At 37.0% G+C, this 25,515-nt stretch carries 25 protein-coding genes; 11 read left to right on the top strand and 14 right to left on the bottom strand.

The genetic code is table 11. The annotated features are described in order from the left end of the window. Nucleotide 1 precedes the first annotated feature (1 nt). The 3 genes from antB (at nucleotide 2) to NQ782_RS11850 (ending at nucleotide 3,041) form a co-directional block, all read left to right on the top strand. Nucleotides 2-493: an anthranilate 1,2-dioxygenase small subunit gene (gene antB, locus NQ782_RS11860; RefSeq protein WP_000076811.1), complete on the top strand. Its 492-nt coding sequence runs from the start codon at nucleotides 2-4 to the stop codon at nucleotides 491-493. A 5-nt stretch (nucleotides 494-498) separates the two neighbouring features. Continuing rightward, nucleotides 499-1,533: an anthranilate 1,2-dioxygenase electron transfer component AntC gene (gene antC, locus NQ782_RS11855; RefSeq protein WP_001987956.1), complete on the top strand. Its 1,035-nt coding sequence runs from the start codon at nucleotides 499-501 to the stop codon at nucleotides 1,531-1,533. A gap of 449 nt (nucleotides 1,534-1,982) precedes the next feature. Then, nucleotides 1,983-3,041, top strand: a complete 1,059-nt coding sequence (locus tag NQ782_RS11850) for an AraC family transcriptional regulator (RefSeq protein WP_057093022.1) — start codon at nucleotides 1,983-1,985, stop codon at nucleotides 3,039-3,041. A gap of 58 nt (nucleotides 3,042-3,099) precedes the next feature. Here the strand turns inward: NQ782_RS11850 and NQ782_RS11845 are convergent, their stop codons facing one another. Genes NQ782_RS11845 through NQ782_RS11825 form a run of 5 tightly spaced genes read right to left on the bottom strand, consistent with a single transcriptional unit; the run spans nucleotide 3,100 to nucleotide 7,988 of the window. Beyond that, entirely contained in the window at nucleotides 3,100-4,047 is a 948-nt protein-coding gene (locus tag NQ782_RS11845; RefSeq protein WP_000843226.1) for a transporter, read from the bottom strand. 51 nt (nucleotides 4,048-4,098) lie between these two features. After that, the gene (locus NQ782_RS11840) at nucleotides 4,099-4,629 is read right to left on the bottom strand and encodes a flavin reductase family protein (protein ID WP_000379658.1); all 531 of its coding nucleotides are present in this window, start codon (nucleotides 4,627-4,629) and stop codon (nucleotides 4,099-4,101) included. A gap of 28 nt (nucleotides 4,630-4,657) precedes the next feature. Then, entirely contained in the window at nucleotides 4,658-5,896 is a 1,239-nt protein-coding gene (locus tag NQ782_RS11835) for a styrene monooxygenase/indole monooxygenase family protein (protein WP_057093019.1), read from the bottom strand. A 43-nt stretch (nucleotides 5,897-5,939) separates the two neighbouring features. After that, nucleotides 5,940-6,725 (bottom strand): SDR family oxidoreductase, encoded by a 786-nt coding sequence (locus NQ782_RS11830; protein ID WP_057093017.1) that lies wholly within the window; start codon nucleotides 6,723-6,725, stop codon nucleotides 5,940-5,942. 12 nt (nucleotides 6,726-6,737) lie between these two features. Then, nucleotides 6,738-7,988 carry a dienelactone hydrolase family protein gene (locus tag NQ782_RS11825; RefSeq protein ID WP_002047180.1) on the bottom strand — a complete coding sequence of 417 codons (1,251 nt, stop codon included), beginning with the start codon at nucleotides 7,986-7,988 and terminating at the stop codon, nucleotides 6,738-6,740. Nucleotides 7,989-8,316: 328 nt separating this feature from the next. Between NQ782_RS11825 and NQ782_RS11820 the strand changes: the two genes are divergently transcribed. Next, nucleotides 8,317-9,660 (top strand): aromatic acid/H+ symport family MFS transporter, encoded by a 1,344-nt coding sequence (locus NQ782_RS11820; protein WP_057093015.1) that lies wholly within the window; start codon nucleotides 8,317-8,319, stop codon nucleotides 9,658-9,660. 68 nt (nucleotides 9,661-9,728) lie between these two features. Here the strand turns inward: NQ782_RS11820 and NQ782_RS11815 are convergent, their stop codons facing one another. The 5 genes from NQ782_RS11815 to NQ782_RS11795 form a co-directional block, all read right to left on the bottom strand. Then, nucleotides 9,729-10,715: an AraC family transcriptional regulator gene (locus NQ782_RS11815; protein ID WP_031985676.1), complete on the bottom strand. Its 987-nt coding sequence runs from the start codon at nucleotides 10,713-10,715 to the stop codon at nucleotides 9,729-9,731. Nucleotides 10,716-11,038: 323 nt separating this feature from the next. Next, entirely contained in the window at nucleotides 11,039-11,824 is a 786-nt protein-coding gene (locus NQ782_RS11810; RefSeq protein ID WP_000163854.1) for a 3-hydroxybutyrate dehydrogenase, read from the bottom strand. A gap of 33 nt (nucleotides 11,825-11,857) precedes the next feature. Next, nucleotides 11,858-13,279 carry a GntP family permease gene (locus tag NQ782_RS11805; RefSeq protein ID WP_057094074.1) on the bottom strand — a complete coding sequence of 474 codons (1,422 nt, stop codon included), beginning with the start codon at nucleotides 13,277-13,279 and terminating at the stop codon, nucleotides 11,858-11,860. Between the two features lie 465 nt (nucleotides 13,280-13,744). Then, nucleotides 13,745-14,161 carry a hypothetical protein gene (locus NQ782_RS11800; protein ID WP_000739326.1) on the bottom strand — a complete coding sequence of 139 codons (417 nt, stop codon included), beginning with the start codon at nucleotides 14,159-14,161 and terminating at the stop codon, nucleotides 13,745-13,747. Between the two features lie 101 nt (nucleotides 14,162-14,262). Then, a complete protein-coding gene (locus tag NQ782_RS11795; protein WP_000622631.1) occupies nucleotides 14,263-14,877 on the bottom strand; it encodes a TetR/AcrR family transcriptional regulator in 615 nt (204 codons plus the stop codon). A gap of 109 nt (nucleotides 14,878-14,986) precedes the next feature. Between NQ782_RS11795 and NQ782_RS11790 the strand changes: the two genes are divergently transcribed. Beyond that, entirely contained in the window at nucleotides 14,987-15,388 is a 402-nt protein-coding gene (locus tag NQ782_RS11790) for a DoxX family protein (protein WP_000157577.1), read from the top strand. Between the two features lie 202 nt (nucleotides 15,389-15,590). On the opposite strand, the gene NQ782_RS11785 is transcribed toward NQ782_RS11790, so the two are convergent. Continuing rightward, entirely contained in the window at nucleotides 15,591-16,418 is an 828-nt protein-coding gene (locus tag NQ782_RS11785; RefSeq protein WP_024435806.1) for an RsiV family protein, read from the bottom strand. Between the two features lie 197 nt (nucleotides 16,419-16,615). Between NQ782_RS11785 and NQ782_RS11780 the strand changes: the two genes are divergently transcribed. The 6 genes from NQ782_RS11780 (at nucleotide 16,616) to NQ782_RS11755 (ending at nucleotide 22,390) form a co-directional block, all read left to right on the top strand. Further along, nucleotides 16,616-17,005, top strand: coding sequence for a hypothetical protein (locus NQ782_RS11780; RefSeq protein ID WP_000637822.1), 390 nt, complete (start codon nucleotides 16,616-16,618; stop codon nucleotides 17,003-17,005). A gap of 147 nt (nucleotides 17,006-17,152) precedes the next feature. Further along, a complete protein-coding gene (locus tag NQ782_RS11775) occupies nucleotides 17,153-18,034 on the top strand; it encodes a LysR family transcriptional regulator (RefSeq protein ID WP_000172956.1) in 882 nt (293 codons plus the stop codon). Nucleotides 18,035-18,279: 245 nt separating this feature from the next. Then, complete coding sequence (locus NQ782_RS11770; RefSeq protein ID WP_001045563.1) at nucleotides 18,280-18,984, top strand: CoA transferase subunit A; 705 nt, start codon at nucleotides 18,280-18,282, stop codon at nucleotides 18,982-18,984. A gap of 1 nt (nucleotide 18,985) precedes the next feature. Next, the gene (locus NQ782_RS11765; protein ID WP_000312583.1) at nucleotides 18,986-19,627 is read left to right on the top strand and encodes a 3-oxoacid CoA-transferase subunit B; all 642 of its coding nucleotides are present in this window, start codon (nucleotides 18,986-18,988) and stop codon (nucleotides 19,625-19,627) included. Between the two features lie 116 nt (nucleotides 19,628-19,743). Continuing rightward, a complete protein-coding gene (locus NQ782_RS11760; RefSeq protein WP_267581198.1) occupies nucleotides 19,744-21,153 on the top strand; it encodes a short-chain fatty acid transporter in 1,410 nt (469 codons plus the stop codon). A 64-nt stretch (nucleotides 21,154-21,217) separates the two neighbouring features. Further along, entirely contained in the window at nucleotides 21,218-22,390 is a 1,173-nt protein-coding gene (locus NQ782_RS11755; RefSeq protein ID WP_004739006.1) for a thiolase family protein, read from the top strand. A 60-nt stretch (nucleotides 22,391-22,450) separates the two neighbouring features. Here the strand turns inward: NQ782_RS11755 and NQ782_RS11750 are convergent, their stop codons facing one another. From NQ782_RS11750 to NQ782_RS11740, 3 genes are all read right to left on the bottom strand, one after another. Beyond that, nucleotides 22,451-23,347, bottom strand: coding sequence for a LysR family transcriptional regulator (locus tag NQ782_RS11750; protein ID WP_001983834.1), 897 nt, complete (start codon nucleotides 23,345-23,347; stop codon nucleotides 22,451-22,453). Between the two features lie 236 nt (nucleotides 23,348-23,583). Beyond that, entirely contained in the window at nucleotides 23,584-24,480 is an 897-nt protein-coding gene (locus NQ782_RS11745; protein ID WP_001047847.1) for a LysR substrate-binding domain-containing protein, read from the bottom strand. A 778-nt stretch (nucleotides 24,481-25,258) separates the two neighbouring features. Beyond that, nucleotides 25,259-25,480, bottom strand: a complete 222-nt coding sequence (locus NQ782_RS11740; RefSeq protein WP_000668585.1) for a hypothetical protein — start codon at nucleotides 25,478-25,480, stop codon at nucleotides 25,259-25,261. Nucleotides 25,481-25,515 lie beyond the last annotated feature (35 nt).

Raw genomic sequence — 25,515 nt, 5'->3', positions numbered from 1 at the left:
CATGTCACAAGAACTACATTTTGCTGTATCTCAGTTTTTGTACAAAAAAGCAGAACTTTGTGATGCTTATGACTGGGATGCCTATCTAGAGCTTTACGATGAAGATAGTGAATATCATATTCCACAGTGGATTGATGACCATAACTATGTTCAAGATCCAAATCAGGGCTTGTCATACATTTATTATGCAGACCGTACTGGACTCGAAGACCGTGTATTCCGTATTCGTACTGGAAAAGCAGCGTCTGCAACACCGTTACCACGTACTTTGCACAGCATAAATAACATTCGAGTTAAAACATTGGATGATGGATTAATTGAAGCAAAAGTTGCATGGCAAACGCTGTATAACCGTCAAGGTTTAGAAGGCTGTTTTTACGGACACGCTACTTATCTTTTACGCCAAACAGCAGATAGTTTCCGTATTCGTCGTCAGCACAGCATTTTGCTGAATGACAAAATTGATTCCGTTTTAGACTTCTATCACGTTTAAGGGGAATGAAAATGGGACATTCAGTTGCACTTAACTTTGCCGATGGCAAAACCTTTTTCATTTCGGTAAATAACGACGAATTGTTGCTTGATGCGGCAGTTCGTCAAGGAATTAACTTGCCGTTAGACTGCCGCGAAGGTGTTTGTGGTACCTGTCAGGGACAGTGTGAAACCGGCATTTATGAGCAAGAATATGTCGATGAAGATGCATTAAGTGAACGTGATTTGGCCGAGCGAAAAATGTTAGCTTGCCAGACGCGTGTAAAATCAGATGCAGCTTTTTATTTCGATCATGATTCTGCTATTTGCAATGCTGGTGATACCTTAAAAATTGAAACCAAAGTGACTGCGGTTGAGCTGGTTTCAGAAACAACAGCAATTTTACATCTTGATGCGAGCAGTCATGCTGAACAACTTCAGTTTTTGCCAGGTCAATACGCTCGTTTGCAAATACCAGATACTGAAGATTGGCGCTCATATTCTTTTGCAAATAGACCAAATGCGACCAATCAATTACAATTTTTAATTCGTCTCTTACCAGACGGTGTGATGAGTAATTACCTGCGTGATCGTTGTCAGGTTGGACAAAGCTTACTTATTGAAGCACCGCTTGGTAGTTTCTATTTACGTGAAGTAGAACGACCATTGGTTTTTGTGGCAGGTGGAACTGGCTTATCAGCTTTCTTGGGAATGCTTGATAACTTGGTTGAACAGCCTAACTCACCTGCAGTTCAGTTGTACTACGGCGTAAATAGTGAAACTGACTTGTGTGAACAACAGCGTTTACAGGCCTATGCAGAACAGCTACCCAACTTTAGCTATCACCCGATTGTGACTAAGGCAACGGAAACTTGGCAAGGTAAAGCCGGTTATATCCATGAGCACTTAAATAAAGATCAACTGGCCGAGCAAGCTTTTGATATGTATTTATGTGGCCCACCGCCAATGATTGAAGCCGTTAAAAATTGGTTAGATGAACAAGCTTTGCAAAACTACCGTATCTACAGCGAGAAATTTTTACAGAGCAATACCTCACGCTAAAAGTATAAATAGCTTAAAAACTACTAAACCTGAAATGATTCAATATACTCTTATAAGGGGTATATTGAATTTTTGCATTTAAATTAAAAGCTTTTATATATCAATAATATAAAATAATGAATTCCGACAAAATAAATTGACCAGTTCGCATGGATTTGTTATAAATTTTGATAGATCTTAAGGAATAAGATCATGATGAGATTAAGTTATAGCACCTTTTATATCCCCCTATTCTATTTCTCGAATGTATTAAATTGATGGACAAAATCCGACGTAAAAGTTTGAGAAAATCACAATAACTAGCGGTTAGATTGGTCTATATCTTGCTTATATCTCATTGTATTTTACGCTTAACTTAATTTTTAAGTGCCGTATTTACTTATTGCACAGTGAAAGTTTAAAACTTTTGCAGCATTGGTAAATACAGGAGTGAGCCAAAAGGGATAAATATGAACCAAGCCAACTCCCACGAACTCAATGGACGTCATTTTCAAAATGAGCCGATCTTTACTGATCATAATTTGGTGTTCGATCACCACGATTTAAGCGAAACCTGCCGAAATGTAGGCCAAATTTTTAAACCGCATGATCTTAAAATCTCTCATCAGAAGCGAGATTTCAGTGCAACTATGCACCATGTTAAAACAGGCGCATTGTCTATTAGTCGCTTGGAATATGGCGCAGATGTCATTATTGAACCAGATCATCTGGATAACTTTTACTTAATTCAGATTCCAACTCAGGGCTATGCAGAAATCGAGTTTGGTTCGCAAAAGTTCATTTCTTATTCTCAAGTTGCTTCTCTTATTTCTCCTCAGCAATCTTTACGTATGCGCTGGCATGCAAACTCACCACAGCTCATTCTAAAAGTGTCAAAGGATGATTTTACTTACCATTGCCGTCAACACATTACCGATTCAGAAAATAACTTACTCATTTTTGACCCAAAATTAGATTTTTCTACCCAAGGTGGAGCCTATTTTTTACAGCTGGTTAGAACATTGATGGATGCTTTAGCATGCGAGCAACACCCTCTCCATCATCCTTTAGCCTTTAAACAGTTTGGGTCAAATTTATTTAATGCACTGATTTATGGTCAGCCCAATAATGCATTACATAAAATTGATCAATATAAAGAAAAAACGGTATCTCCTTATTTCGTGAAGCGCACAGAAGCATATATTAAAGAACACTTGCATGAGCCGCTTAATGTCGAGATTTTAGCTGAACATGCAGGCGTGAGCGTAAGAACCCTATTTACTGGTTTTAAAAATTATTTGGGAACCACCCCAATGTCTTATCTTAAAGAATTACGCTTTGAACAAGCCCATTTAGAACTTATGCATAATGAACATCTATCGGTCACTGACGTTGCATTTAAATGGGGATTTACTCACTTAGGCCGTTTTTCTCAAGAGTACAAACGCCGTTATGGTGAATTACCTTCTTCTACTCGCCGTTCTGGTCAAAGTGAAGGCTCAGGCTTAATTACTTCTATTTTTTCTTAAACTAAAAAATAGATAAAGCCTTTTATATCAATAAATATAAAAGGCTTTTTTTTATGACTTAGAAATGATGAACATAACGAACTTGTAATCGTGTTCCTTCTGGTCGGTTTTCAGCGTCTTGCTCAAAATAAGCATTTGCAACCAAGTGATCATTTTTAGAAAAACTATACATCGCCCCCGGACCAATTGCCCAGACTTGCTCACGTCTACCTTTAACTTTTTCACCATCCACTTCAGTGTCAGTGATTTGTTTTAGCCAATAGCCATTTAGTCCCAAGCGGAACTGTTCAGTAATGGCATAGTCTGTTGCGAAGTTTGCATGAATTGCTTGCCCAGCTTGCATATCATTTGCACCTGCAAACGCATAGCTTGGGTCATCATTTTTAAAGTTATAGAGATAATGGATACGTGTTGACGCAGTCCATTTGGGATTAAACCAATATGTGGCAGCCCAATACGGGTCAAATGAAACAGCATTATTACTTGGGTTAATATCTTTTTGCTGGTCGTATTCGCCAGTAGGTAAATTCACCTGAAACTCAAAACGATGTACAAACTTCGGCCCTTGCGCACCCATGACTGGATCGAACTGAATAAAAGGTCCGATCATAATGTCCCCAAAGCCACTTTGGGCCTTAATAGCAGCATTATTTAAGCCATCATCCATGTCCATTTTGCTGACAAAAGGAATTAAAAAATTTATGCCTAGACTAGCTTTATCTTTTACTCGGACATTCGATAAATAACTAATCTGCTCAACCAGTACTTGATAATTTAAATCTGTTTTAGGTAAACCGAGTTTTTGTCCATTGGCATCAACCAGTTTATTGCTATCATAATTTTGAAAATAGGTTTGAGCATACCAGCCGGGCCCTGCAGGTAATCCGCCATCGAGAAAGCTGGTCATGCCTAAATTTACGGTCGGTAAATCATAGGCATGTGTAACCAACGGCAAACCTAACAATGTCCCTGCTAAAAAGCCATGTTTAATTAAAGTGCTTTTCATCTTCTTATTTCCTAAAAAAATCACGACCGGATTGATCGTGATTATGGTGAATTAATGTGCTAATTCTGGATGCTCAGCGGCAATCCGATATTTTCCTGCGTGGAATACTAAAGGCTCACCTTGACGCTGTTGGTATTGTTCAATTTGACCAATAAAAATCAGGTGATCTCCGCCTTCATACTGATTTACATTACGGCAAACCAAGGTTGCGAGTGCATCCGTCAAAATTGGAACGCCTGCATTGCATTGCTGATGGGCAATGCCTGCAAATTTATCTTCCGCACCTCGAGCAAAATGTCCCGAAAGCTGATGATGCTCTTGTGCCAACATGTGAATAGCAAAATATTCAGCTTCTACAAAATCAGGCAAACTTGGCGCTGTTTTTGAAAGGCTCCACAAAATTAATGGCGGATCTAACGACAGAGATGAAAATGAATTGGCTGTCATACCTATTTTCCGGCCATCTTTACCACGAGTGGTAATCACGGTAACGCCAGTTGCAAACTGACCAAGCAAGTTACGAATTTCTCTTGGGTTTTCAATATTAATCGCTTGTAAAGATAAAGTTTCAATTGTGTCCATTTTTAAATCTCCCTTTGATATTTTGACCTTAAGCGACTTTTGCTGTGTTTTTTGAAGCTAAGAATGCCTGAGCTTGATCTGCATCAAACCACCACGGAGCAAAGGCGCGCGGGTCATCAAAGTTATTGGCTATAATTGAAGCAATGCTCTGGTTTTGGCTTGCAGCTGCTAGGAGTTCAACGACATGAGGCTCTGGTGGTAATAACAAGCTATTGGTCCAAGCCACGACTTTTTCTGCATAAGCCCAATAGCGTTCAAAAGTTTGAACCATCCATTGTTCGCTAAAGCTTTGATTATCATTGGCTAAAATGGCATCAAAATAGATCTTGCTACACTTAGCCGCATTGTTTGAGCCTTGACCGGTAATTGGATCATTGACCACTAAGGCATCTGCCATGCCAAAAATCTTTTTGCCAGACGGTAAGGTTAAAACGGGCTTACGTACCGTCGGCGGGAAACGCCCTGCCAAATAACCGCCAGCATCGGTTATCTCAACATTTGCACAGCGTTCATATTCCCAAGGCACAAATTTCTTGAGTAAGTCCAGACTACATTGCAGGTGCTGTTCTGGTGTTTTCACATCTTGCCAGCAATCCATCGGTCCATTTGGAATACCTTCGAACACCATAATGTCGCAAGGCCCATTGATGGTTAGTGCCGGAAATGAAAAGTATTCACCAACTTCGGGAATAATGTTAAAAGTCACACGTGAATAAGGTGAAATTGGCTTCATGTTTTTGACATAGGTCAATGCCAAAGCGCGCTGCGGTTTATCAAAAACACTACGTGCATCATCACGCTCAAATTGCTTAACAACCTCACCTTTACCAGCCGCGAGTAATACAAGCTCGTAGTCGTTTGCGAGTTGTTCCAACTCTTCTATTCCAACATCCTGAATTACCAATCGACCGCCACGGCGTTCGAACTCTTCCATCCAATATGGCATTTTGACGCGTTGATCGACCGATTGTGCGTAGCGCTCAAGACGAGCACTCCATTCAAATGCTTTAGCACCATTTTCAGGATTAACTAAAGCTAGCCCAATACCTTCTACTGCTGGACATTGTTCTTCCCAAAAATTTAGTCCCAAGTCACGTTCAGTTTGTAAAGCGGTATGAAACATACACTGGCTTGACATGACTTTACCTTGACGAATTTCATCGGCAGTTCGGTTGGTAATCATGGTTACGTCATAGCCTGTATCTAATAAGCCCAAACCAAGCTGTAAACCAGACTGTCCTGCTCCAACAATTGCAATACGGCGCATAATATTCTCCATAATTTTCTAAATGTGCTTTTAAAACGCTGTGCTATTCGGCTAAACGTGGAATAGCGGGCTGTGATCCTTCAGGGCCCATTACTGAATAGCCACCGTCGACCGCATAATCTGCTCCGGTAACAAAGCTCGCAGCAGGTGACAATAAAAACAAAACAACATTGGCGACTTCTTCTGGATGACCCAATCGGCCTAGTAAGTGATAATCGGCTGCCACGCTATCGGCTTTTTCACGGTTATTGCCACTGACTTCTGCAATGACACGAGACCATGTCCAACCCGGAGAAACCGAATTGACGCGAATACCATCGGCAGCAAAATCCATTGCCATGCTTTGTGTGAGTTGACGTATCGCGGCCTTAGAAACCGGATATAACCAGCGTCCTGTTTGTGCCACTTTGGCTGAAATGGAAGTAAAGTTAACAATTGAACCTTGCTGCTTTTTTAGGTCATTGTATAAAGCACGGCTCAGCTCAACGGTAGAGACCAAATTAAGATCGAGTGCTTGTAACCAGTCCTGACGTGAGGATTTAAAACCATCATCTAAGTAGGTACATGCCAGATTGACCAAGTAACTCACTTCACCTAAATGTTGGTGAATATCCGCCACGGCTTGGTGGATAGCCGCATCACTGGTTAAATCGGTTTGAATAAACATCACATCATCGTTAAAGCTCTCGGCAATCGCCTTACCTTTGGCATCAATATCTAAGATAGCGACATGGGCACCTGCCCTGACTAAGGCTTGTACAACAGCTTTACCAATCAGTGTTGCACCGCCGCTCACCACAGCGACTTTTCCTTTTAAATCTATATTCATTGCAAATACTCCTTAACTAACTGGCTTGCCTTCACTACTTGACCAAGATGGCATCAACGTATTGGAAGGAAGATCTTCATCAAGAAGTTTTCGCGCTGTCTCGACACCTGCAACTGGTAAGCCTGTTGGGTCTAATAAACCAATTTGAACGAGCACCGATGCTTGGTCCCAGTAAATATGCTCATGGCACAGCTTTGAACCTCTGAACTGAATTACACCTAACATTGGTATTTCGACATATTTACCAGTCGGTTTTACACCCGGTAATAACCAGTCAATTTCAGCGTCGTGGGTAAAGCTCATAATGAACTCGTCTACCACTTGCGTTGAGCCAACCGTACGAGAGATCGAAGTGATCTTCATATCTTTTGGGTTTTGATGAACAAAGTGATACTGATAAAAACGAGCAAGCTGGCTTTGACCTACCCCACCAGTTAACGTTGGAATATGGTTGACATAAGGTTCTGCGACCATTGTTGCCATAGTTGCGGGGACGTCACGCGTATCGAACTCATGACGGATATGCTCTTCCCAGAGTGCGACTAGGTCATATTTCGGTCCAATCGTTTCATGTAGAGCTGTTACTGTACGCTCGTGAGCAAAGCGTGCTGAAGGTTTGTGGTAATGGTTGCTTTTTGGTCGTGCAAAGGCATGATCAACGCCTTCGTAAACATAAGCTTGTACATTTGAATATTGATTAGCTGTATCGACAATCGCTTGTCTCGCATCTGGCGGTGTAAATTGGTCCAGTTCTGCAATATGTAAAACCAAACGCCCTTTTACGTTAGCTAACTCATCTAACGCTTTTTCAATGCCTACACCGTAATAACCTACGGCACATGCTACTTCAGAAAGTCGACAGCCTGCCAAGTAAGCTAGCTTTCCACCTAAACAATAGCCCACCACGCCGAGACCTGTAGAGGTATCACATTCTGGTCGTGTCTTTAAAAAAGCTAAGCTGTCTTGAATATCTTCAACACCGAGGTTTTCGTCATATTGCTGATAAAGTTCAAAAGCTTTTTGAAAATCTTCTGGTGTATAACCCAGTTCAATATTAGGTGCTACACGCCAAAATAAATCAGGTACTAAAACGGTATAGCCTTCTTCTGCAAGAAAATCTGCCTTTTCCCGCATTGCTGCATTCACTCCAAAGATTTCCTGACAAAGCACCACACCAGGTCCTTTTCCTGTTTCTGGTGTCGCTAGATATGCACTGAACTGCTTTCCAGATGCAGTTTTAATTTGAATGGTTTGACCAGCCATAGTGTCAACTCCTGACATTGTTATGGCTTTATCTTCTATCTGAAATTTTTTTTAGACTGTCCAAAAGCTGCAAGCACTATCCAATCTCTGCGTAATTATCAAAATCAATCAAACTGGATAAAAATTAAAAACAAAGAAATATCTATATTTCAAAAACTTAAAGTAAAAATGAAATTAATACTTTTTATCTAATTTGGAAAAAATGGATGAAGATTAGGACTTATTGGATAGTGAAGACTGGCTAAAAATAGTTCAATCAAAGACACAGGTTTTGTAACGAATACATTGAATTACTCAGGGAATTAGATAATTTTAAGAAGGAATACATATGATAACGATAGATGCAAATACGATTATCAATCGCGAAAAACTGTCTCCCTTACAGTGGATGGTTTTTATCCTAGGCTTTTTTGTCTTTTTCTGTGATGGTCTAGACACAGGAATTATTGGTTTTGTTGCTCCAGCATTGCTGGATGATTGGGGAATTACCAAGCCTCAGCTTGCTCCCGTTTTAAGTGCTGCTTTAGTCGGCATGTCGATCGGTGCAATCATTTCTGGGCCTCTGTCCGATAAGTTTGGCCGCAAAGGCGTTATTGTTTTTACAAGCCTTTTATTTTCCATATTTACGATTTTGTGTGGCTTTGCCAATTCAACCCAAGACTTAATGATTTATCGCTTTATTACAGGTGTTGGTTTAGGCGCAGCCATGCCAAACATCAGTACGATTGTCTCTGAATATATGCCCGTAAAACGTAAAGCATTCCTTACAGGTCTTGCTGGCTGTGGTTTTATGCTGGGTATTTCTTGTGGCGGTGTGCTATCCGCTTATCTGTTAGAAAGCTATGGTTGGGCTAAGGTTATTATTATTGGTGGAAGCATTCCCCTAATTTTAGTGGTTGCTTTATTGCTTAAATTACCTGAATCAACTCAATACTTAATTACACGTCATCAACAAGACAAAGCTCAGCGTATTCTAGAAAATATTCAAGGTCATTCTTTTCAAGAACCTGTAAAACTTGTTTTAACTCAAGCAGAAACTGCATCAGATGAAAATCCAGTTAAAGTGGTTTTAGGAAAATACCTGTGGGGTTCAAGCATGCTTTGGCTCTGCTGCTTTACCAGTCTGTTGGTGTTTTATCTTTTAACAAGCTGGATGCCAACGATTTTAAAAACAGCAGGTTTTAGTACTCAACAGTTTAGTTTAATTGCTGCGATTTTCCCTTTTGGTGGTGTAATTGGTGCAACCATTATGGGATGGTACATGGATAAACTGAACCCAACTACAGTCATTAAATATTCATATCTGATTGCTTTCGTCCTATTCATGGTTGCAGGTTTGGTGAGCTCAAATATTTTCTTATTGGGTCTTACTATTTTCTTAATTGGTGCTTTACTCGCTGGTGCACAGTCTTCATTACTGCCACTTGCAGCTATGTTCTATCCAGCAGTATGCCGCGCGGTTGGTGTTTCATGGATGCATGGCATCGGTCGTATCGGTGCAATTTTAGGCGCTTTCTTTGGTTCGCTCATTTTCACTTTCAACCTAAGCTTAAGCGGTATTTTCTTTATTCTAGCAATACCAACCTTCATCTCATTTATTGCACTTAGCCTAAAAGTGATCTATGAAAAATCTAAACACAAACAAGTGTTAAAGCTCGAAGAAAGTCTATAAATATTAATTGATAAATAAAAAACTGATTTAGTTGCCTAAATCAGTTTTTTTATTTGGAAAATTAAATATCAGAAAATTTTGCCTTTGGTCTCACTTGGGTTTTCTCCAAATTCTTCACGATACTCTTGAGAAAAACGACTTAAATGGTTAAACCCCCAGTCATAGGCAAGCTTTGAAATAGAAACCTTTCTATCTGCACCTGTGGTGCTCAGGATTTTGTAAATTTGTTGGAGGCGATATTTTTTTAAATACGACATTGGGCTGGTGCCATAGTACTGTTGAAATTCATCATACAATTTTGATTTTGAAACCCCAGCCAAACGCTGCAAGTCTTCTGCACAGATTTCTTCGTGAGCATGTTCAATAATAAAATTACGAACCTTTCGAATATAAGCTGGCTCATCTTGATGTGAGAGTGACTTTAAAGCTTCAGAGTAGTTGTTTTCTTGAGATAATAGTAAGGCTTTAATTACAAAATTTTCATAGTCTTCAGATAACATCTGTAAACCATAAAAATTGCTATATTGCGATTTTAGCTGTAAAAAATTCTGAATATTCTTCCACCACGCTCCAATCAGTTGCTCAGAGTCTAAGTGCATTTCAGGGTTAAAAATGATAGGCGTTTCTATAGGTTTATTCAGTAAATCTGCAAGGACAATCTGCATACTTCGCTCAGGAATAACCACCTGAAATTTTCTACAGTCTTTATCGATAATCAGATCTTGTTGATCATTATTTGAAACAATTAGGCCTCTGTTTTCATCAGATTGATAATGTGCACCACGAATGTTGAGAGCTTGTCGCCCCTGTATAGGTAAACTAATGCTATAAGCTTTTAAATTTGAGATGTTGATAGCGACGTTTGCACCATAACTGATTGTGCCGATTGCCATTTTTTTATTGGGCAAACGCATTCCGTCATAGTGGAAATCGAGATTATCTTTGTAAATTGTGTCTAGACGGTGTTCACCACAAATTGTGGACATCAGATTCTGCGCAAATTCAGCTTTGCGGGAATAATGATTGAGTTCCATCTGTTGGCTGAGTGATATCATATCCTTTTCACCTAGCTAAAACTTATTGCTAAAAAAGCAACTTGTATGCCAATTAATATCCTTTAATTGACGAGTTTTCCTGAAAATATCTAATCAGGAAATAGCGTAAATATTACTTTCTCATACTCTATTAAATTTTAAAAATGGAAATAAGTTAAATACCTTTAAAGTATAAATTTATACCTTAAAGAACTTATTTTCTTAGTTTTTTATAACAACTTATAGTAGAGATAAAGCATTATTTTGAACAGTAGATAATCATAAATTTTTAACGAATAAAAAACCGCTTATATAGAATAAGCGGCTTTTATAAAACAATTAAATTATTGGGCCGTATAACCGCCATCCATCACGACAGCTTGGCCTGTTACCCCACCTGCTTTTTCACTCGCAAGGAAAATTGCATAATCAGCGATTTCTTCAACAGATAACAAACGCTTTTGAGGAACCATTGCCAAAATTACATCCTCAAGTGCGCTGTCTAAACTTACATTACGGGTTTTAGCCAAGTCTGCAATTTGCCCACGAACCAATGGTGTATCTACATACCCCGGACATAAAGCATTTACCGTAATACCATCACGTGCACATTCTAATGCGGCAACTTTTGTTAGACCAATTACGCCATGTTTAGCGCTGTTATAACCTGCCTTTCCAGCGAAACCAATCAAGCCATTAATTGAAGCCATATTAATAATACGACCATATTTTTGAGCTTTCATGATTGGAAAAACATGTTTAATACCAATAAATGCCCCAGTTAACATGACTTGAACTAACTTTTGAAAAACAGCCGTTGGAAATTCTTCAATAGGCGCAACATGTTGGAAACCAGCATTATTAATTAAGATATCAACCGTACCAAAGGTCTTTTGAGTGAGCTCAATAGCTTGTTTATAAGCATCTTCATCAGTTACATCACATGGTGCAGATAAGGCATCAAAACCTTGCTCTTTAAGTGAGCTCGCCGTTTCTTGGCACTTTTCGGCATTCATATCAGAAATAACAACTTTGGCACCTTCTTGAGCAAATTTCTTAGCAATCTCTAGACCGATACCACTTGCAGAACCTGTAATAAAAGCGACCTTACCGTCTAAAAGTTTTGTCATTTATTTACTCCTTAATACTTATAACGTGCTGATTTAAACAATACCTGTTACGGTAAAGACCGTAATGACCACAAATACCGCTAACGTTTTAATTACCGTGACTGCAAAAATATCTTTATACGATTGTTTATGGGTTAAGCCTGTAACAGCGAGTAAAGTGATAACAGCACCATTATGCGGAAGCGTATCCATACCGCCTGACGCCATCGCAACTACACGGTGCATGACTTCTGGTGGAATACCCGCAGCTAAAATCGCGGCGTTATATTGTTCAGCCATCGCACTTAAAGCGATACTCATACCCCCAGAAGCTGAACCAGTAATACCTGCTAAAACAGTTGTGGTCACAGCCCCATTGACTAATGGATTTGTGAAGGTACTGCTCATTGCATGACTAATCATGGCAAAACCCGGTAATGACGCAATAATTGCACCAAAACCATACTCAGATGCGGTATTCATCACCGCTAAAAGTGAGCCACCAATACTGGCATTAATGCCTTCTTTAAAGTTCGTCACTACACGCTGATAATCAAACAAAATTGCAGAAATAATCCCGACAATAAGCGCAAGGCCCACCGCCCAGATCGCACCAGTTTTCGCAACATCCACGGTGTAATCCGCTAGACCGACAGTGGCAAAATCAAAACCATTTGGATACCACTCTTTGATTGCTTTAGACAAATATTTGTTCATTACTGCAACAAGAATAAGGGGTACAAACGCTAAAAACTGACGAGCCGTACTTTCATTATTTTGTAAGTTCATATCGGCTTCAATTTCTTGAGACGGCGTATCGTCTACACCAAAACCAGAGTATCCCTCACCAGCTTTTACAGCTGCACGGCGACGCCATTCTAAGTAAGCCAAACCCATGCATAGAACAAAGATAGCACCGATAATTCCTAGAAATGGTGCAGCATAAATATTGGTGCCAAAGAATGTGGTTGGAATTACGTTTTGAATTTGTGGTGTACCAGGCAATGCATCCATGGTAAATGTAAATGCACCCAGCGCGATGGTTCCTGGAATTAAACGTTTTGGAATATTCGCTTGTCTAAAAAGCTGGTTTGCAAAGGGATAAATTGCAAATACAGCAACAAATAAACTTACACCGCTATAGGTTAAAATTGCACCTAGTAATACAACCGTTAAAATTGCTTTTTTTGCCCCAATCCATCTTACAATGGTTCGAGCAATAGACTCAGCAATTCCTGACATTTCAACGACTTTACCGAAAATTGCCCCCAGCAAAAACACAAGAAAGTAATCTTTAATAAAGTTCACCATTTTGGGCATAAAGACGCCCGAATAAAACGGTAAAACATTGGCCGGATTAATGAGTAAAACTGCAAGTAAGGCACAAATTGGTGCCATGAGAATGACAGAAAAGCCCTTGTAAGCTGTATACATCAACAGCCCAAGCGAAATTAGAATTACAAATAATTCCCACATATATTCTTTCTCCCTAAAGAATAGATATTAGGTTCAATAAAATTACCAAAAGATATTTAGGTTATCCCAAACCTATAATGATAAAAATCACAATATCTATGGATGGTAATAGGTAAATGAGCTTAAAAATAAAATATCACTAAAATATTTAAAAACAATGTAATTTATTTAAATTTTTAAATCACAATAAATTACAAGAACTTATTTAATTCTCTTGGTAAAATTTAATTATTAAAAAATATTATTGTTTTATAAAACTTATTAATTATTGAGTAAATTAAATTAATGTTTCTATATTATTTAATAAAGTCAATTGAATAATATATTTTATAAATTAATTTAATAAATATTTTGTTAGTTGAGATCAATAATCTATTAGCAAGTAAGAAAAACCCACCTAATGACGAGTGGGTTTAATTAAAATCTAATATTGCTTGTTTGCTTTAGACAAAAGATCTTACTCTCTTATTTCATTCGAGTTAGTCTTAAATTAAAGTCAGATGGAAGTAAAATTCGATATTCTATCTCTGTCCCTGGTTTGACTTCTGTTTCTTGAGAAGTGGCAATATTTGGGCACATTCCCCCACCAGTTTCTAATCTAAAGATATAATATTTAGGCTCAAGATAAATTGTAGCGATTTCGTTTGAGCGAATTGAAAATACTTTTTCGTTATTTACATACATATCATGAGTACAACCAGATCCTAGAAAACCTTTATCTCGTGAAAAAGTAACTTTTGCTTGTTCAGGAGTCTGTTTCTTTAAATAGTTCTGATTGTATACTCTCTCATTAGGTATCAGTTTCGCTGTATTCGGAACAACTGGAGCTGTTGAGCACCCAACTAAGCCCAGAACTAAAGCTAAAAAAATGTTTTTTTTCATGATATTATCCACTTTAATAATGTGTAAAATTTAACATTTCAGATCTTATTCATTAATTTTACGGTTTTTGCGCAAGTATATTCGCTCAGTTGAACCGAACTTTAGCTTTTTATACCATTTAGGAAAGTTAAAACTGCCATTTCAACACGTTCATCTATTTGACTATCAGTAACTATTTCACCAGATATAATTTTAAATTGTAGATCTGAGATGAGCATATCGCAAAATAAAGCACCCATGACTTTCGGTTTTGAAACTTTTATCTCCCCAACCTCAGCCCTTTTCATTAAAAGTTCTGCTGCTAAGTTATATGCACTAACTGGACCTAATTGTACAAATGTTTTTGCAAACTCTGGATAACGAGTCGCTTCTGAAAGTACCAGTTTCTGTAAAGCAATTACGCGAGAAGATAAAAGTACTGATAAAAATATTCTTCCAAAAGAAGTAAGTGCTTGCTCAATTGAGCCACCTTCTACTGGTAAGGCTTTTAGTGGATCAAGTACTTGCTGGCACACATCCGCAATCACACTCCTAAAAAGCCCCTCCTTATCTCCAAACTGAGCATATAGATCTCTTTTAGACCCCCCGATCTTGGAAATAATTAAATTAATAGAAACTCTTGAGTAACCATACTCTAGAAAAAGATCACCTACTGTTTGAATTATAAGGCGATTTTTATTATCAATTTGATTGGTTTTGGTACTTTCACTTATCACAATTCTTTCCTACAAAATAAAAGGCATGCCATGGTTATTGACATTACCATGTACAAAAGTATGATGGTAACAATCGTTACCATCAACTCTATATAGGAATAATCTCCTTATGGCATCCTTAATTCATAATACTTTATCAAGTAATTACACATTAGTTATTGGACGAATAGTTTTATCTTCATTCTTTTTAATCGCTGGTATTTTTGGTGTGTTTAACTTTGATACTGTTGTTAATGAAATGATTGGAGCAAATTTACCACTTCCTCAATTATTTGCTTTTGCAACTATTGCCATTCAACTTATAGGATCAATTCTACTTATTTCAAATTTTGCAGGGCTTACATGGTTGGGTGCAGGAATACTAGCCATTTTCACTTTACTTTGTATTCCTATTGGACATCCTTTTTGGAAATTAGCTGAACCACAAAGAACTCAGGATTTCCAAATTGTATTAGAACATATTGCTTTAAGTGGAGGGCTTCTATTAGCAGCAATAGCCACCAAGAAATAAGTTGAGATAATCAAAAACTCAAAATCTTCTGTGTTACATAAATAGTGAGTTCTGTCTTCACAGGGCTCTTTAATAGAGACTCCGAATAATCCTCTTCCTCAAAAAATTCTGTGCCATTGTGACTATTACCATTTACTAGAGATTGTAAATTAATATAAAAATTTTGCTCTAATATCTTTATCGGATTAGGCAGGAGTTATTTTTACATTTCAGTTTTTAAAGTAGGCATTGGCGGTAAAAAATCTGATTTTATCAGTTGATCTGTATCATAGAGTTCTAAACTCACAGGACCTGCAGCATATGGAGCCAATTCGTAAAGCTGAAAATCAAATGTAATCCCGCCTGATTGATTAATATAGAAATTTTCACTTACTTTAAAGTCTTCTTTACTAATATAAGGCTGCATATCTTTTTCTTGACACCAATATCCGTATTGTTTCCACAATTCTTCTTTAAGCGCATTCATCTTTCCATTGATAACAATATCTTTTAATTCAATGCGTTTTTTACTTTTTAAGTCAAAAATATAATCTTCAAAAGTTGCTATACCATGAGCCCCGCCAGAATATTCTGAACTTACTTTCGAAATTTGCACATATTGGCCAAACTGTCCATTAAAGCGATAAACCACACTCTGTGACCAGTTATTAAACCCTTCAGCTTGGGTTTGATTTAGTTGCTTTTGCTTTTCTGAAGGAGGTGTAAGAGCATCTGCATAATCTTTACGGATTTCCTTATCGATTACTTGATCAATCCATTCAATATTACTTTTAAGTGCAATCGCTTCTTTAGAGGTACATACAATTCCATCAACATCTGGATTTGGAGCACAAATTTTGGGTTGTTGAAACTTCACAAGAAAATTACGTACTAGCATAGCAGGAATTATATTTTTTTCTTTTGGAGGCTGTTCAGTTGCTTTTATAGTAGAGGTTTTTTCCGTTTTTTCTGTTGGTTTTTCCTCTGCTTTTTTTATACATCCACTCAATACAAGTGGTACTACCATTAAGCCAAGAATAGTTTTATTCATCAATTATACCCTTACATAATTTATTTATCTTTTAAATTAAATTTTAAAGAATTTAAAAATTCATAGATATATTAATTGAAATTAGAATGACTTTATATCTTGATATTTTTTGAAAATAAATTTTGAAAAAATAATATTTATTTAATTTAAATTATTTAATACAATAGCGAAGTAAGATATTGATAAGAAAACAAAATATGATATGGATTAAATTTATCTTGTATCCTCTTGGTATGTTTGTACTGTGGCAAGCTATTTTTATAATTACGCAACTCTCTTTAACATCTCTAAATATGCCACAAGTCTTTGTAGGTATAATTTCATTGATCATAAATTGCGGGATGCAAATTCTTATTGGTTATAAAATCCCTCATCTAGCACCGAAATATAAATTTGTAGTGAGTGCTACTTACGTCATCCTCTTCACCTTTTTATTGGCAATCTATTCAACAACTGTTTTATTAGAAGGCTTGAAAGTTGCTCCTCAAGCAATTTGGCTAGGTTATTTGTTTTTCCATGTAATTGGCGTGTTTATATATTTTTCTAATAATAGAGACGAGTTTTGTTGGGACAATTTATTAAAGTAATTCAAGATTTTTACATTTATTTCTGGCTCTCTGTTAAATAAGTCCATGATTTTTATTTTTCATAATTTTTTGTCAAAAAACATCATATTAGACAAATTTTCGTATAAATTAATCTTCTAGGTAAGTTGAGTAATTTAAAGGAAAGAAATGACGCTTAAACAACTAAAAGCTTTTTTGGCCCTTGCGCGTACACTCAACTATGCCAATGCTTCTTTAGAGTTACATCTCAGCCAATCTGCTTTAAGTCTCACCATCAAAAGCTTAGAGGAAGAATTAGGCGGAAAGCTCTTTAACCGTAATACACGCCGAGTTGAGCTTACTCAAGAAGGCAAATCACTCATTCCATATGCAAAAAAATTACTCGCCAATTGGGATGAAATGGAAAACGATGTTAAACAACGCTTTAAACTCAATCGTGGAACCTTAAGTATTGCATCTATGCCCTTTGTGACCCATGCAATTTTGCCAGAGGTGATTCATCAATTTTTAGCAGTCCACCCCAACCTTAATTTTTCAATTCACGATATTCCAAATGAGACCATTATAGAAAAAGTACAAGATGGTATTTTTGAGCTTGGTATTTGTTTTGAACCGGATCTCACCGAAGGTTTAGAGTTTAAACCGTTGTTTGAAGAAGACTTCTTAGCTCTATTACCTAAGAGTCACCCACTCGCTCAATCATCTTCTATTACATGGCATGAGCTTTGTTCAAATCCATTTGTAACCTTGCAAAAACCCTCAATTGTTCGATATTTAGTTGAGCAAAATTGTTTGCGAAATAATATAACGCTCGATTTAAAAGTTGAATGCCACCAAATTTCATCTCTTTCAAGTTTCGTTGCTTATGGAATTGGGGTAAGTGCAATTCCAAGGCATTTTGCTAAACACATTGATAAAGAACATAACGTACTGATTGATTTAAAAGACGAAGCCATTCATAAAACAGTAGGAATTGTTTATAAAAAGAACTTTGAAATTTCAAATATTTCTGCTCAATTTATTGAGGCACTGGTTCAATATAAATTTTAAAAAATTAAAGATTGTCTTTTAATATAAGTTAAGCTTATGGATAAGTTAAATTCTTTAATTTTTATAATTTTCAATATGTTGTAGAGTAATTTTTAAATTTTTTAGCTTGTATGCGTCTTAAGTTTTGTACTTAATTTGATATTATTCATTGATTATACTTATTAATCATTTAAAAAAATTAACTTCTATAACACAAAATGTGATGCTAAAACTAGAAACACTAAGGGATATAGGAAAACAACAGAATGAATAAAGTTTATGCCAACGCAGAGGCAGCACTGAAAGATGTAATTGCAGACAATCAAACACTTGCTGTTGGTGGTTTTGGTTTGTGTGGAATTCCGGAAAAACTAATTGTTGCAGTTAAACAAAGCGGTGTAACTGGTCTCACATGCATTTCGAATAACGCAGGTGTAGATGATTTCGGTTTAGGTATATTGCTTCAAACCAAACAGATCAAAAAAATGATCTCTTCTTATGTGGGTGAAAATAAAGAATTCGAGCGCCAATATTTAAATGGTGAATTAGAAGTTGAACTTACTCCGCAAGGTACTTTAGCTGAAAAGTTACGTGCTGGAGGTGCTGGAATTCCAGCATTTTACACACAAACTGGCGTAGGTACACTCATTGCTGAAGGTAAAGAAGAACGTATTTTCAACGGCAAAAATTACATTTTAGAAGAATCTTTAACAGCCGATGTAGCTCTTGTTAAAGCATATAAGGCAGACAAGGCAGGTAATTTAGTATTTCGTAAAACTGCTCAGAATTTTAATCCCGAATGTGCAATGGCTGGAAAAATTACAATTGCAGAAGTTGAACAGGTGGTTGAAATTGGTGAATTGGATCCGGATGAAATCCATTTACCAGGTATATATGTGAACCGCATTGTATTAAATGCATCACCTGAAAAACGCATTGAGCATAAAACTTTAAGCACGGAGGCAGTATAAAATGGCTTGGTCACGTAATGAAATGGCACAACGTGCTGCAAAAGAACTTGAAGATGGTTTTTATGTCAATTTAGGTATTGGTTTACCTACCCTTGTTGCCAATTATATTCCTGAAAATATTAATGTTTGGCTTCAATCTGAAAATGGCCTATTAGGTATTGGTGAATTCCCGACTGAAGAAACTGTCGATGCCGATTTAATTAATGCCGGCAAACAAACGGTTACTGCTCGCCCTGGAGCAGCCTTTTTCTCAAGCTCAGAATCCTTTGCCATGATTCGTGGTGGCCATGTCAACATTGCAATTTTAGGTGCAATGGAAGTTTCTGAAAAAGGAGACTTAGCGAACTGGATGATTCCGGGTAAAAAAGTCAAAGGTATGGGCGGTGCAATGGACTTGGTTGTTGGTGTTCAAAAAGTTGTTGTTCTAATGGAACACTGCGCAAAAGACGGTACACCAAAAATCGTGAAAAACTGTAGTTTGCCTTTAACAGGTAAAGGTGTTGTTCATCGCGTAATTACAGACTTAGGCGTAATGGATATTACGCCACAAGGTGTAGAGCTCATTGAACTTGCTAAAGACGTAACGCTCGAACAAATTCAAGCTGCTACAGGTGTCGAGTTTTATAAAACCTTAGTCGCGTAAATTCTAAGGCTTAGTTAGCTGTACAAGACTCAAGTTAGTAATTGAGCTTGAGTCTTAGCCCTATCAAGCACCGGATGTGCTGTCTATAAATAAGAATGAGAAGGATTTTTTCAGCTATGGAAAAACAGCAAGGAATTTTTGAAAGATTTGCTCTTCGGATTAGTGACTGGTCTGAAAAATGGTTTCCTGATTCATATATTTTTGCTCTGCTTGGCGTCATTATTGTTTCTGTTGCCGCTTTAGGTATTGGTGCTCCAATCCATGATGTAGCGACCTCATTTGGTAATGGCTTCTGGAGTCTTATTCCCTTTACCCTACAAATGACTATGCTCATTATTGTAGGTTATGTTGTTTCTGTATCTAAGCCCGTAAAATTCCTGATCCAAAAAATGGCGCGTATTCCAAGTTCTGGACGTGGTGCTATTGTTTTGGTGGCAACCGTTAGTTTATTAATTTCACTAGTCAATTGGGCAATAAGTACGATTCTTACTGCACTTTTAGTGATCGCATTAGCAAAACGTAAAGAGCTGAATATGGATTATCGTGCTGCTGCGGCAGCCGCAATCATTGGTATGGGCGCAACTTGGGCTCTTGGAATTAGTTCATCAGCAGCACAGCTTCAGGCGAATAAAACCAGTTTACCTGAGTCAATTTATAACCTGACTGGTGTTATTCCATTTACCGAAACGATTTTCCTTTGGCAATCAATTGCAATGACCATTATTTTAGTGATTGTTTCAATCGCTATTGCATATTGGTCTGCCCCAAAAGGCAATAGCGTTAAAACCATTGATAGTTTTGATGTGCAATTTGAAGAAGAAAAAACAAGTGAAGCAAAATCTACTCGTCCAGGTGACTGGTTAGAAAATTCGCCTATCTTAACGATTATTGTGGTGGTTTTAGGCTTAATCTTGATGTTTTTTGAATTTTCAAAAAGCAATCCCATCATTGCCATTTCAAGTCTCAACACCTACAACTTCGTGTTTTTAATGCTTGGGTTAGCTTTACATGGCACACCACGGAACTTTTTAAATGCTGTTGCAAAAGCAGTTCCGGCAGTATCGGGCATCTTAATTCAATTTCCACTTTACGGAAGTATCGCCTTTATTATGACGCAAGCTTTAAATAGCCAAGACTTATCGCTGTCACATTATATTGCCGAGTTTTTCGTTTCAATCGCTTCAAAAGAAACCTTTGCAATTGTGATGGGAATTTACTCTGCGGTACTTGGATTTTTTGTACCGTCAGGTGGTGGAAAATGGATTATTGAAGCCCCATATGTTATGCAAGCAGCAAATGATTTAAAGGTTCATTTAGGCTGGTCTGTGCAAATTTATAATGCAGCCGAAGCTTTACCAAACTTAATCAATCCATTCTTTATGCTTCCAATGTTAGGCATTTTAAAACTAAAAGCAAAAGATGTGATTGGTTTTACAGTGACGCAGCTCGTTGTGCATTTTCCTTTAGTTTTATTCTTGCTGTGGTTCTTTGGTAGAACGCTCAGCTATACCCCTCCAACTTTTTAATTTAGTGGCGCCTTTAGTTTAGGCTAAAGGCAATTTAGCAAATACACCAATAAGAGATATTAAGATGAGTTCAATTGTTATAGTTTCAGGTAGCCGTACTGCAATGGGTGGTTTTCAGGGTAGTTTATCTTCTCTAACTGCTCCAGAACTTGGCGCTGCTGTCATCCGTGAATCGATCCAACGTGCGGGTGTTAAACCTGAACAAGTAGATGAAGTGATTTTCGGTTGCGTACTCAGTGCAGGTATTGGTCAAGGCCCTGCTCGTCAAGCCATGCGCAAAGCTGGCGTGCCTGATCATGTCGGAGCTGTGACCATTAATAAACTTTGCGGCTCTGCAATGAAAGCGGTGTTAATGGCATCAGATACCTTAAAAGCAGGCAGTGCCAATATTATTGTGGCTGGCGGCATGGAATCTATGACGAATGCACCTTATATTTTGCCTAAAGCTCGCGGTGGTTATCGTATGGGACACGGCGAAATTAAGGACCATATGTTTTTAGATGGCCTCGAAGATGCAGAAACAGGTCGTTTAATGGGTTCTTTTGCTCAAGACATGGCAAATACCAAAGGCTTTACCCGTGAGCAAATGGATGACTTTGCAATTTCTTCACTTAAAAAAGCGCAAACTGCGATTACGGAAGGTTATTTCAAAGAAGAGATTGTTCCTGTTGAAGTAAAAACCCGTAAAGGTGTCGAAGTTATTGATCAAGATGAGCAACCATTAAAAGCAAATCTTGAGAAAATTCCGACTTTACGCCCTGCTTTTAGCAAGGACGGCACAATTACAGCCGCTAACTCAAGCTCTATTTCTGATGGCGCAGCTGCATTAGTACTTACTACTGAAGAATATGCTCAAAGCCATGGCTTAAATACTTTAGCAAAAATTGTTGCAACTTCGACTCACTCTCAGCATCCAAGCGAATTCACAATTGCTCCAATTAGTGCAATTCAGAAAGTACTTGAGCGTGCTGGTTGGTCTGTTGATGAAGTAGATGCTTGGGAAATTAATGAGGCTTTTGCAATGGTGGCAATGGCACCAATTCATGAGCTAGGAATTGATGAAGCAAAAGTAAACATCCATGGTGGTGCATGTGCATTGGGCCATCCAATTGGTGCTACAGGTTCAAGAATTATCCTTTCTCTTATTTATGCATTAAAACGCTTAGGTAAAAAGAAAGGTGTCGCTGCCCTATGTATTGGTGGTGGTGAAGCAACAGCCGTTGCGATTGAAATTTAATTTAAAATTAAAAGAAGATGTAAGGATTTTCTTACATCTTCTTTTTTATAATAAAAATTCTTAAGCGGTTTTAAATAGCTCATAACAGGTTTGACGGAACCATTTATGGCTACTCTTATGGTGACAAGACATATGCCAATGTTGCTTAACATCATAAGTTGGAAAATCAAGCGGTGCCGGTAAAATCTGTAAGTTCTCTCTAACCAATAAAACCTGACTTAAATAATATGGCACAGTGGCAATAGCATCTGTTTCCTGAACGACCAATCCCACTCCTAAATAACTTGGTAAGCGAATTAAAATATTTCGATCCAGCCCTTTATTTTGTAGCTCATTTTTGATGTGATAATGCCCAATACCCGCATCAATATCGATGTGAGATTCACGCATATAATCCTCTAAAGTGAAATTATTTGGGTCTAAACGTGGATGGCTTTTTGAGCTAATTACAACATAATGTTGACGAAAAAACTTCTGCTGATAAAAACCTTCTTCTAACTGCGGTAAAAAACCTATGGCTAGATCAATTTCGCCGTTTGCCATTTGATAGCTAGTTTCTGGTGTAATAGGCCTAATATTTAAACGAATCAAAGGTGCTTTTTCTTTTAAATAATTGGTTAATTGCGGCAACAAGACCAAATGAGACACATCAGTCATCGCGATCGTAAACAACTGATCTGAGGTCAACGGATCAAAGTTCACATTGAAATTATTAATGCTTTCAACCTTATCAATAACTTCGCTAATGAGTGGAAAAATTTGCTTTGCCAGTTCAGTCGGAATCATTTCATTACCGACTCGAATAAACAAAGGATCATTAAAATGTTGGCGGATTTTGTTTAGACCATTACTAACGCTCGGCTGTGTCAAACCAATGGCATCTGCAGCCATTGAAACACTTTTGAACCGATAAATATGATAAAAAATATTTAATAATCTACTGTCTAGATCAAACAAAATTGTCTCCGCTTGGACTCAATAATCCATTGAAATAAGCTCAAAGTAGGTATGAAAGAGATAAATACTCCTATACTCTACTTTTGACTTATTGAAATTTACTCTAAATTATCAAAGAATTTAGACAAGGGGCAATGCTTTATACTGCCTTTCATCGTAAAGACCAAAGCATAATCTACTTATTTGCTTAATTTATATATAAATATCTGTACTTCATCATTTCAAATGAGTAGACGTTATAGGTCTTGCTGGCCTTTAAAACCATTCCATATTTTCTGTACCGACTTATTATCACTCAAATTATTTTTGAAGATATAAATATCTTGAGCAAGGCAATATTCTTGTTGGTCTAAAATGACTAATTTTCCGGCTGCAAGGTCTTCTTCAACATTAATTTTTGGAATCCAAGCAACTCCTAGACCTTGTAAAACCAGCTCTTTTAAATTGGTGGCATTATCTGTTTCATATAAGGTTTTATATACAAGCTTACCTTCAATCAGTTGATCTACCAATTTTCTTAAGTACGCGTGTTTACTATACGCTAGCAGAGCAAAATTACTTTGTATTGTATGTTTAGGACTGTGGTCAGGTTCAGTTGCAGAAACCGGTACAATAACCGTTTCAGCAATTTTGATACCACTTAAAATATCATCCCCAACTTTTCTAATATTGCTTTTATCTGCATAGCAAATCATAAAGTCACAAGCACCTTCTTTTAACAAAGACAGGCCTTCTCCACTATTCGTTGCGACAATTTCAATTTTTAAATCACGAATAAGTGTAGGAAATTTCTTTAAAAAAGTAGTTAAAAATCCAGAGGCTAAAGAATGAACAACGCAGAAACGAATGGTCGATTCAGTTTCATTTTTAATATTTTTAATTAGTTTTGCGGTCTCCTCTACCTGTTTTTCAATATTTTTAGACATCACTAATAAAATTCGACCAATGTCTGTAAATTCGATGTTGTTTTTGTTGTTCCTAATAATGACTTCAGCACCAATCATTTCTTCAATTTGTTGAATTCTTCGAGTAAATGCAGACTGGCTAATAAATCTTTTCTCTGCTGCTTTTGAGATTGAACGTTCACGTTCTAATGTGAGGAGATCCTCTACCCAACGGACTTCTAAATTCATCTTATCTATTCCCTTTTAGATTTGTAATTTTATTAATTGATATTTTTGGGAAGTAGCATAAATAAATTTAGTGATGAGAAAGAATGATAAAACATAGGGAGTACCTGCAAAAATGCGAGAAGTGAAAGGACAAAGCCAATCTATAAAATTAAGTATTTAATAATTCTGACATAGAAAAGAAGATAAGAAAATAATAGGTTTTGTTTTCACGAGACAAGAGATGAACATAAGTACAATTCAGCTAAAAAAATTATTTAAATCAAACAATAAAAAGCCATCATAAAAATAAATAAGAGATCTTGAAAAGATAACTTTTAGAAATAAGCACGAATTTATATTTGTACATTTTATTGATAAAAAAAGTCCGCACCTTGGGGAAGAATGCGGACTGTAAACTGTTTCAATAACCAATCCTTATGTTATTGATTAAATTTTTCAGAATCTTAATTAAGATACTTTTCCACTATAAAAGGTAGTTAAAAAATCTATTTTCATACCCTTTTTACTTTGCCTAATCCAAAAAATATGAAAAATAATTTTTTTACTCACTCAATGGGTTGGTAAGGTAATAATTGATAAGAAAATGATTACCTTACCTCATTTCAGGATTTAAGCAGTCATAATAATTAATTGTATTTAAATACAATATTTGAAAAGAGTATAAGATAAAAAGATAATCCCGACTATTATACTAAAGTATCTATTTGGGTGTACGCAAACGTATTGAGTCCCCTTTAAAAGCGGTGACGATTTTCGCAGACGGGTTGATCAAAATGACCTAATATTCACCAATCAAGTAGTATAACTTTCTTGAAATTTCAACCATCATATTAGAAGTATATTGACTGATTTCAAATATCTGTTTTTTCTGTGGATTGAAAACCATATTGTCTTTTTCATCACTAAAAAAAACATAAGTTGTGTATTTATCCATGTGATGAATATGCTCTTTCAAGCTGAGTTTCTCACCAGAATTAGGGTCATATGCAATAAACTTCATTCTCATGCATTTGTCTCTTTACAGCGTGCTTACAC

The organism is Acinetobacter sp. BD54, from assembly GCF_044778325.1.
GTDB classification, from domain to species: Bacteria; Pseudomonadota; Gammaproteobacteria; order Pseudomonadales; family Moraxellaceae; genus Acinetobacter; species Acinetobacter baumannii.
Note: the sequence above shows the minus strand (reverse complement) of the source record. Positions and strands in the feature narration are given on the sequence as shown.